Annotated in this window: 8 protein-coding genes, 1 tRNA gene and 1 pseudogene; 4 read left to right on the top strand and 6 right to left on the bottom strand. The window is 31.9% G+C overall.

All coding sequences use genetic code 11. The annotated features are described in order from the left end of the window. From ACRBBL_RS03790 to ACRBBL_RS03765, 6 genes and pseudogenes are all read right to left on the bottom strand, one after another. Nucleotides 1-593: pseudogene (locus ACRBBL_RS03790) on the bottom strand (hypothetical protein); the annotation flags it as partial. A gap of 91 nt (nucleotides 594-684) precedes the next feature. After that, complete coding sequence (locus ACRBBL_RS03785; protein ID WP_431367687.1) at nucleotides 685-1,113, bottom strand: hypothetical protein; 429 nt, start codon at nucleotides 1,111-1,113, stop codon at nucleotides 685-687. Nucleotides 1,114-1,152: 39 nt separating this feature from the next. Further along, the gene (locus tag ACRBBL_RS03780) at nucleotides 1,153-2,685 is read right to left on the bottom strand and encodes a S53 family peptidase (RefSeq protein WP_431367686.1); all 1,533 of its coding nucleotides are present in this window, start codon (nucleotides 2,683-2,685) and stop codon (nucleotides 1,153-1,155) included. 372 nt (nucleotides 2,686-3,057) lie between these two features. Further along, nucleotides 3,058-3,504 carry a helix-turn-helix domain-containing protein gene (locus tag ACRBBL_RS03775; protein ID WP_431367685.1) on the bottom strand — a complete coding sequence of 149 codons (447 nt, stop codon included), beginning with the start codon at nucleotides 3,502-3,504 and terminating at the stop codon, nucleotides 3,058-3,060. 832 nt (nucleotides 3,505-4,336) lie between these two features. Further along, nucleotides 4,337-4,408: transfer RNA gene (locus ACRBBL_RS03770), tRNA-Gly, on the bottom strand. Nucleotides 4,409-4,473: 65 nt separating this feature from the next. Beyond that, nucleotides 4,474-6,000 (bottom strand): TROVE domain-containing protein, encoded by a 1,527-nt coding sequence (locus ACRBBL_RS03765; RefSeq protein ID WP_431367684.1) that lies wholly within the window; start codon nucleotides 5,998-6,000, stop codon nucleotides 4,474-4,476. Nucleotides 6,001-6,482: 482 nt separating this feature from the next. On the opposite strand from ACRBBL_RS03765, the gene ACRBBL_RS03760 reads away from it, so the two are divergent. The 4 genes from ACRBBL_RS03760 to ACRBBL_RS03745 all read left to right on the top strand — a co-directional run bounded on the left by ACRBBL_RS03760 (nucleotide 6,483) and on the right by ACRBBL_RS03745 (nucleotide 10,261). Further along, the gene (locus tag ACRBBL_RS03760; RefSeq protein ID WP_431367683.1) at nucleotides 6,483-9,173 is read left to right on the top strand and encodes an ADP-ribosyltransferase; all 2,691 of its coding nucleotides are present in this window, start codon (nucleotides 6,483-6,485) and stop codon (nucleotides 9,171-9,173) included. Between the two features lie 2 nt (nucleotides 9,174-9,175). Continuing rightward, nucleotides 9,176-9,433: a hypothetical protein gene (locus ACRBBL_RS03755; RefSeq protein ID WP_431367682.1), complete on the top strand. Its 258-nt coding sequence runs from the start codon at nucleotides 9,176-9,178 to the stop codon at nucleotides 9,431-9,433. Between the two features lie 151 nt (nucleotides 9,434-9,584). Beyond that, nucleotides 9,585-9,920, top strand: coding sequence for a hypothetical protein (locus tag ACRBBL_RS03750; RefSeq protein WP_431367681.1), 336 nt, complete (start codon nucleotides 9,585-9,587; stop codon nucleotides 9,918-9,920). Between the two features lie 5 nt (nucleotides 9,921-9,925). Then, nucleotides 9,926-10,261: a hypothetical protein gene (locus ACRBBL_RS03745; protein WP_431367680.1), complete on the top strand. Its 336-nt coding sequence runs from the start codon at nucleotides 9,926-9,928 to the stop codon at nucleotides 10,259-10,261. The last annotated feature ends 54 nt before the right edge of the window (nucleotides 10,262-10,315 follow it).

Here is a 10,315-nt window from a genome sequence, read left to right as displayed (position 1 = left end):
GTACATCCTTGTGTTCCAGTTGGTCCAACTATAGTGCATCCTTGCGTTCCTGTTGGTCCTACTTGAACTTGCGGAGCCGTTGTTGTTGCACACGGTGTAATTGCTGTACATCCTATTGTATTAGGCACACAATGAGGAGGCATTGTACATCCTTGCGTTCCTGTTGGTCCTACTTGAACTTGCGGAGCCGTTGTTGTTGCGCATGGTGTAATTGCCGTACATCCTATTGTATTTGGTACACAATGAGGAGGCATTGTGCATCCTTGTGTTCCCGTTGGTCCAACAATCGTACATCCTTGTGTTCCAGTCGGTCCAACTACAGTGCATCCTTGCGTTCCTGTTGGTCCAACAATTGTACATCCGTGTGTTCCAGTTGGTCCAACTACAGTGCAGCCTTGCGTTCCTGTCGGTCCAAGGCAATGACCTGGCTGTGTACAGCCTTGTGTTCCAGTTGGTCCAATTAAACAATTTGGAGGTGAAGTACATCCATATGTTCCAGTGGGTCCAAGCTGTGCTTGTGCATGTGCTCCAGCCATACTACCACAAGTTAGGGTAATGGGAGGTATTCCACATCCATGAAAAAATGTAAACATAATAATTAAAGTTAAAGGTTAATAATATGATCTTTAAAATCTTACGATTTTTAAATTGATAGGTTTATATCAATTTTGGGTCTAGTTTTTTTTATTGTCCACATTTACCACATCCACAAACAGGCACATGTGCGCCTTGTGGTTTTGGCACTGTATTTCCTTGAACAGTATTTGCAAATTGTTGGTAAATATCTCCTTGGAAAAATTGTTCTGCATTTTGTTGTGATTGCAAATGTGGTTGCGTTTGCGCTGTTTTTCCTTGTAAATAGGAAGCTGCATTTTTAACCCAAATGATGGTTCCACCAATTGGATTGTGTGATTTGGTAACTTTTACATGATGAATTATGTCTTCATCTTTTACAACAACAGAAGTTTTTAATGCAGGATCTAAGTAAAAAGTGATGTTATTTTCTTCAGTACCTTTTGCAACAAAACCATATACCATTATTATATCTTCTACTTTTTTACCATCTACAGTAAGACGTTTTGGAAGTTCATCTAATGCCAATTTTTTTGCCATGATTTTTAAGTTTTATGTGAATACTAATTTTGTAGAAGCTTATTCTAAGCCATCAATAGCTTGCATTAATTCTTTCCCGTTAGGAGTTCCTAAACCTGTGCATGGATTCCATCCTTCTGCAGCCAGATATAGGTTGTTATTTCCTTCTAAAATTTGATTGAATGATGAAGAGTTAATCAATTTGTATAAGTATGGATTAATGAATCCTAATCTATAGCCTAAGTTTTGATTCATACGAGCAATTAATGCAGCCCAAAGTGGCGTTGCTAAGCTGGTTCCGCCAACTTTTATCCATCTGCCTTCAAAGAAAATAGTATATCCAGAAGCATCGGCAGCATTTGCAGCGATGTCTGGAATTCCTCTTCCTCCCGATAAGTAGTATGGCTCAAATTCTGGAAATTTTTTAATGTATTCTTGTGAGGTAGCTGTTTGATATTGTTGCTCTGCTATACGTTGACTAAATCCGCCGCCACTTGCTATTTGCGCTTGTTGGGTAGATTCGTTCCATACGGATTCTACTACAATTTTATCGTCTGTAATATATGTTTGCGTTCCGCCACAAGCGAGTACATACGAAGAATTTACAGGGACATTTACATTGGCGTACTGTTTATTGTTTAAAGCTCCATTGTCTCCAGAAGCTCCTACAATGGTGATTCCTTTGAGTGATGCTTCATGAAATACATTATTTAGTTCTGTAATTTCTTGTAGAGAATATCCTAATTCAGATCCAGCCCAACTGATAGAAATAACAGTTAATTTATTTTTTGTGTCTGCCAAGGCAGTTTTCATGGCACTTAAAATGGTAGTTCCGTAGTAAATGACAAATTTTGCTTTTGGTGCTAAAATTCCAGCTACCTGAATGTCTGCTGTTACTTCTACATTATCGTTTTGTGGAGTTGTTGTGGGTGCGCCGACTATTTGAATTTCTGGAACTGGAGTGTTGTATTCGTCAAAGAAATTTTCCAAATCGTTTTGCTCAAACTGTCCACCTAATTCTATAATTCCTATGGTTTGTCCTTCGCCATCTCCATCAGGGAAGTTATAACTTTCTGCAATTTCGAGAACGCTGTATCCATGTGCTGGTTCTTGAATAGGAATTCCATGTCCGCGACCAACTCTTCGTTCTTGATTGTTTTTTACAAACCCCGTTTTCTGTGTTGGATCGACAATATCTTTAGCGCTTGCATTCGCTTTTTGTGTTGAATCAGCGGCATCTAAGTGAATATCTCCCTGAGAACTTAAAAATATAAGCGGAATAGTTGAAGTGCCGCTTTGTGGCTTGGTAACGTTATCCGAGTTAATCTTAATAGTAATTTCACGTGCTTTTTCATCAAAACTGACATCCCAATTTTGCGCTTCAGCATGTTCAATAATATCATTTGCATCATGTTTACTAGGCGCAAAAATTTCGGAGTAAGCTGAATTTGTTAGGTATTTACGATCTCTAGGGTGCTTTTTAATTGCATTGTCGATCATTCCTTGTTGACGTTCCGTAACGTCATTGATTGGAACATAAACTTTGATTTCGATTGTGTCTGATTGTGCTATATTTTCTTGAGTGGCTTCCATAAAAAATGATAAAGTTGGTTATAGGTTCTCAAAGTTGCACAATACACCTATTATATAGGTACGTATTTTTACTTGATTTTGAGATTAAGTATTATCACTTTTTAGGATGAGAAAAAAACCTTGCTCGTATTTTGAAAGTGTATTTTTATCTGATTATCAATTGATTAAATGTTAGCTACTCTTAACTTTTAAAATGAGAATAGATTTTTTTGAATACAGTAAATTTGGAGTGAAATAAAGTTGCTTCAAATGGTATAAATTTAAAGTTGTTTTTATCAATTTTAAAAAGAAAAGTTCCAACATTCATAATTGTATAAATGAAGGAACTTATCAGTTCAAGAAAAATAGTTAACAAATTAAAAAGAGTAATTTTTATTTATGATTTAAGCTATTTAAATAGTTTGAAGGATTTTCACCTGTATGTTTTTTAAAAGTTTTTGCAAAAGATTCTGTATTTCCAAAACCTATTCTCTTAGCAAGTGCCTTTACGGTAGTTGTTTTTAGTGAATCATCTGTTTTTAGTTCTTTTAAAACATACTTGATTCGTAAATCATTGATGTATGAACTAAAGTTTTTTTGATAGTGATTGTTTATGATTTTCGACAAATACTTAGGATTTGTTTTTAATTTTTTTGCCAATTTGTGTAAAGTCATTGGTTTTAAAAATCCTTGCTTATTTTCAAAATCAGAAAGTTTATCCATTACATTCAAAATAATATCATCACTAATTTTTAGCGTGTTTATTTTGGTTTTTTCATGCTCCTTTTTCAGAAGAAAAGAAGAGAAAAAGAATAAGATTTTTTTTAATAAGCGTGACATTTTGATATAATTTTAAAAACAAGGCAATTGGACAAAAAGTATTTAGTTTACGTGCTCTACCAGACTGAGCTACTTTCCCATATAGTGCAATTTTTTTAGAAAAGGCAGGATTTACGTTCATACTTTATTCAGTATAAACTTCTCATCCTTACCATATAAACTACATTGAGTTAATTAGTAGGAAAGGCAGGATTCGAACCTGCGACCACGGCATTCGAGTGCGAAGTAGTACTTTTCTACGGCACTTGTTTTATTTTTAAAGATACTAGGTAAAAAATCCAAAGTGTGTTTGCCACATCTCATCATTGAGACGGTTAGGATTCGAACCTAATTTATCCAGAAGTAACACTTTAGTACGACACTAATATGTATGTTTTTTTTAAAAGGAAAAGCAATATGATATACAAGATTTTAGTGCGATTAATAGTCGAAGTATTCCTGTATTGACGGCATTTTCCATGTGATATAAGGTGATAATTCAAAAAGGGACTTTTCCTCATGTCCTACTAATTAGACGACTTTCTTTACGAAAGACAAGAGTTGCACTTGCATTTTGAGATGACTCGAAGTATTCCTTTTTTACGACACTTATATTGTTTGTTTAATTTTCAATGAACTTAGTTTTGTAATTAAAAATGATAGGTAAAAAGATTAAAGTGCTTTAAAAAGGTTTTCTTCAAACCCGCGTGAATCGCCGAAGTAACACTTTGATACGACACTAACATTTTTGATAGTAAAGGAAAAGCAATTTTGCGAATAGGATTCAGGTCAATTGGAAGTCGATGTATTCCTGTTCTTACGGCATTTTCCTTATTATTTTAATGAACTTTTGAGCAGATAGCGAGGATCGAACTCGCTCCTATAGAGTGGAAGTCTACTATGCAACCAAAAACACCTTATCTGCTTGTTTGTATTTGATGATACAAAGGTTATAAAGTAGTGCGCAGTGATTTTGCGCACTACTAAAAATTAATCCAATTTTATTTTTTTAATTTCTGATAATGCTTTTTTACCATTTTCAATAGCATGCATTACTTCAAAAACTTTATCACTCCAACCTGCAATTAAATGCACGTCGTTTTTTTCTAATCGCAATGGCGCTTGACCATGACCCATTAAATCAAATAAGTACAATTTTGCATGTGGCGCTACGTTTCGTTTGTATTTTAACCATTCCTTTTGGATATGATTGTTACCATACGTACTATTCCACATTTGTAAATCGGTAAAGAAGAATACTTTATCCATCACTTTCTTCTTTTGATTCAAATACTCAATAACTTTGAAACCATTGGTTGAATAACCGACTTTACCTTCAATTTTTTTCAAGGCAGTTACATTACGTAAAATTCCTTTTTTTGGTAAATTATAAGTCATCCAACGATCACCAAAAATACCTGTAATCGTATTGTTTGAACGGTTTTGTAATAACATTGCTAACACCAAACCGATATCATAACACTGTATTTTACTTTTACCTGAAACTGGGCTAAACATTGAACCAGATACATCACAAGCCATTAATACACGCGTATGAATATCGAAACCTTGAATGTTTTGCGCACTTATTTGAATGGCATCTTCCAATGCTTCTAATATGTACGATGTATATTGCGAGTCTACCAATTGTACTTCGTTGTATGCAGATAAAAATCGGAATGGCAATTGACGCGAACGTAAAACTGCTTGCTCATTACTCAAATAATCTGCAACTTGACTGATACAATCTGGAGAAACATCTGCTTGTAAAATGTTACGTAAGTTTCGCATCATTGCCATATAACCTACTTTTTTACTTTTGATTAATGTTTCCCAAGTAGCAGTTACCGCTTCTTTTTTTGCAATTATAGAAGCATATTTTTGCTGACCGACTTTCGATAATTCAACTTCCCATGTATATGGAATTTCTAAAGTATCATTTACAATCTTGTTGAATAAAAATTGTTGGTCTTCACTCGTAGGTTTCGGATGCGTTAAAAACAATGCGTCTTTCAACGTAACTTCACCTTTTCGATTATATTTTGCAAATTGATATTCATCAAACTTTGTAAAAGCTGCTGCAATACCTTTTTGAACTTGTTTTGACAAACGATTTAACTTTTTAACGTCATTTCGCTTATTTGCCATTTGGTAATATGCTAACACTTCTGTGATTTCATCTGCACGTTGTATGATATTATAAATGGTTTTACTCACCAAATTATCGCCTTTATGAATTTTACCCAATTCTACAGCTAATACAACAGGGATTGATCGTAAGTTCATTTTTGTACGTGCGTATATGGCTAACTTGGCTACAAATACAGGATCGCAATTTCGAACCAATTTTCGGATTCGTTTCACACGATCAGACGTATTTTCGTATGTAGTTTTTTCTAAGCTAGTAGTCACTACGGCACTATACAATTCCATCTCAGGAGTCATTTTATAGGCTTTTTCACCTTGATGATTTGTAATGACTTGTGTACGTTGTTTTGTAAATACATTAAATTTCATCTGTTTAAATTTTAAGTTAATAACTACTTGTTTTATTTTGATGAGACAAATATTTAATTGTACTACGCAGTCATTTTGCGCACTATTGAAAAACCTAATCTGATCTTATTTTTTATGACAGAAATTATTAAAGAAAATAGTTGCTGCAACTACTGGAGCAATGTTAGAATGACATGTGTTTTATGATAAAAAACCACTTTTTTTGTATTAATTAGAGTTGGATGTTTAAGAGAGGTATATGCAATATTAGTTTTCATATTATAGAAAAACTACGTGAATTTTAACTAAAATTCAACGCTTATATGTTTTTTATGACGCTCACACAATATTTGAGATATATACTAACTTTTATATCTATATTTAAAAAGCATGACTGCCTCTTATACTTGAAAACCATCTTTATTACTGATCTGAGTAAGTATTTCTTATTCGGAAATAGGATAGGTATACTCATTCATTAATTTATCAAAAAAATAGAAAATATGTCAAATTTTAAATTTCATGAAGCTCCTGACTTTTGGTTAAGAAAAAAGCTAGAAGCTATGGATAATGATGAATTTCCTCCTTTTAGAACTTTCCCAAATACAAGAGGTGATTGTGAATATCAAGAAAACTTTATTTCAACTAATATTGATGAAAAAAAACTAATAGAAGATTTGAGCTCTTCTTATTTTAAGAGAAATAAATTTGATGCTAATAGATATGTTAAAGATAAGAGAAACTTTAAAAGCTCTAAAGTAAGAGATTTTAATAATAGAGAAATAGTAAAAGATGGTATTAGGTCTATCCAAAAAAGAGATAAGCTTCTTAAAACGCCATTTACAAAAGAGCAACTTGAACGAGAGATCGAGAAATTCAATTATAAAAATTTAGCGTCTAGTTTGTTATTAAATACTACAAAATGTTATCTCAACAATAGTACACAAAAAAATAGCTTTGAAGTTAATATAGATATAGATAACAAATCAGTTACCTATACCTATTATATATATTTTGAAGATTTAGATAAAAAAAATCATAGTAGAAGCGCCATAACATTGAGAACTAGTGACGCAGAGTTATTGCTTTTCTTTTTGGAAAAAGTATATGGGGAATATGAGGCTAGTAAAATACGAAAAGTTATATGGAAGAAGTTTTTATACCAGCTCAACGAAAAAGATGCAATTAAAGAATTGATGTTTTTATATGATAAGCTACCAAGTTATATAAGACTTGGATATCATACTGAAGTGGAGAAAGATACAAAACCATATAAAATATTTGATACAACACTTTGGAAACATTTTAAAATGTTTGCCGATTATGATAAAGGTACTTCCGATGCCAGCTATTATGTAGTATATGTCATGTCGCTTATAACACCAAAATATTGTATGGAAAGGTTTATGGAGGATCAAAAACTTGTACTGCAAGTGTATGAAAACTTAGATGATCAAGGTGATATTGAAGCTTTTTTTGGATGGTATAATTTTTCAAAAACCTTTCCCGGATTTAGCAGTTTTGAACCTACCAATAGAGATGTGTTTGCGACAATGTTAAACTCGTATATACAATTGTTTGAAGGAAACGCTAAGTTGTGTGTTTTTGAATCTTCTGGAGCACATTTTCATCAAGGGATTCATGATGTGCGACCACAAGCAAAGGAGGAATGGAAACACACGGTAACATACACATTAAATGCAGGTATTGAAGACGGTAAAATTCATCTTGAAAATAGTTGGGAAAGCGAGGAAAAAATAGGATATACATTATTGCCTAGTAATCGTTTTAGTAAGTCACGATCTGTTGTAGATGTAGAATTTAGTAATGGTTTCAATGAAATAGGTAGTTACAATCCTCTAGATGTTATCAAATTTACGCAATATAATGATAAAGGAGAGGCTGTTACTATGAATGTTCCAGCCATATTTATTAGACATGTTTCTTATATAAAAAAGTGGGAAAGAATAAGTAAAGTAATTCGGTTTGGGTTTAATATATTAATGGTTGTAGGTAGTGCTGCTACTATTTATTCAGGGGCTAGCTCTATGATGTTGTATGCTGCCATAACAGATATGGGTTTGGCTACTGGAGATATTTTTGTCCAAGGAAAAGAACTTAAAAAAAGTGATTATGTAGGTCAAGAAGCGCAAAATTTTTTAAGACTTTGGAACGAAATATATAACACATTAGGTTTGGTTACTTTTAGTCCTATTGCCATAAAGGTAGTTGCGACAAATGCTCCAAAAATTGTACATTCTGGAGCAAATATATTACAAGGTACAGGAAGAGTATTTTTAAAAAAGGAAGCCTATAAAAAAGTAAAAGAGCTCACTTTAAAAGCAATCCATAATTTAGAAATCCCTAACTTTAATAAAACAGGATTACAAATAATAGCTGTAGGGGAAAAGTTAGCTGGATTAAAAAATATTTCCAAGTTACAAAAAGTAGGTGCTGTTTTTTGTAGGAATATTCATGGCGATATAACGGTTATTTATAAAAGTATACCCATAGCAATAGGAAAAGCTAAAGAAATATCTTTGCAACTACACGAGGCTTTAAAGTTAGGGAAACAAGAATTACTTAGTTATTTACAAGAATTAACAGATGTATGTAGGTTAGTATTAAAGAATAAGAAATTTTTAGATATAATTAGATATGTAATTAACCATAGAGAGTTTAAAGGATTCTTAAGTATACATCAAGAGGCTATTATAACATATTACACGGCATCTGGTTTTGATAAACTTAATAAAGCTTTAAGAGGAATAATTCTGTTAAGGAAAGAGTATATTAGTTTCGAAAGGTTATTAAATAAAGCTTTAGATAAATTACCTAACAGTATTTATAATGGCGCAGAATATACATTGTATCGATCTGTAGAAATGTCCGAAGAATTAATAAAAAAGTTATTTTTAGGCAAAAAAGTATATACCGAAGAGGGTTTTTTTTCAACATCTTTTCATCGTAAGAAATTTTTAGAAAACTGGTTTCAATACAAACCTAATCATAATGTGATTTTTAAAGTACAAGGTAAAAATGGTAAATTAGTAGAAGTGATTTCTGATATTGTAGATGAAGCAGAAGTGCTTTTCAAATCAAAAACTGAGTTTGAAATTTTAAGTATAAATCCAGCTCCTCATCCCTTCGATCCAACATTAGAAATATATGAAATAATTTTAATAGAACTATAACTATGAAAAAAAAACAGACATTAAGAGAACTAGAAGAAAGAAATAAAGAGTTATATCCTCTGATATTTAAAAATTATGATACTATGAAAGAATTAAAAGATTATAAAATTAGTCATAAACATATATTTGATGAATATTATATAAATCTTGAAAAAATAAAGGCTTTAGAGTGGGAATTAATGACTCCTGAAGAGCAAGCTAAAAAAATAGAACTCAGACGCAAAATAATCGCAAAAAACAAAAGAATGAATAAGTCATAGAAAAATATTTTAGATGGATTTTTGTATCCAGATATTCAAAATATGACTTTTTAACCCATTATAGTTTTAATGATCTTAAATTTTGAAAAAGTTATGTTTTAAATTTAAATATTACCTAGTATTTTATACCCTACAAGTGAAATAGAAAAAGATGTTAACAAATCAAGAAATGCTAATTATAGCAGAAAAATATATGGTATTTAGTAGTGATGAAGATACTGAATTAATTCTATATCAAGGACGTGTCATAGAAAAGCCTTACGGAAATATCTACTATTACAATGATAAAATATATATTGAAACAGGGGATTTTCAACATCATGTTGTAACAGAACCTTTTCTAGTAGAGAAATCAACAGGTAGAGTTGTTAATTTTGGGACAGCACACCCTTTAGAATTTTATATAGATGAATATGAAAAAGGAACTATGATACCAAGTTTAGATCTTTATTGGTATCCTAATACTCAAAAATACAGTCATAAATAAAGACTATGTTAACAGAACAAGAAATGCTTACCATAGCAAAAAAATATATGTCATTCATAAGTAATGATACTGTTGAAATTATAGTTATTGATCAATTAACTATAAAGAAGTCATACGGTAATATTTATTATTCTGAAAATAAAAAATATTTTGAAACAGGAGATTTTAAATATCATGTTATAACGGGACCTTTTTTAGTAGAAAAAGCAACAGGGCGAGTGGTTAATTTTGGTACGGCTCGTGCTGTAGAATTTTATATTGATGCGTACGAAAAAGGAATTTTAGAGTTAAGTTTAGGACGTTATTGGTATCCTGATACGCAAAAACACGATTATCTTTAATATACTTCGTAACAATAAAAAGTCCCAGAATCGTTTTGGTAGAACGATCCTGGG

It is taken from the genome of Kordia sp. (genome assembly GCF_050633145.1).
Classification (GTDB): Bacteria; Bacteroidota; Bacteroidia; order Flavobacteriales; family Flavobacteriaceae; genus Kordia.
This window is presented reverse-complemented; position numbering and strand designations above follow the sequence as displayed.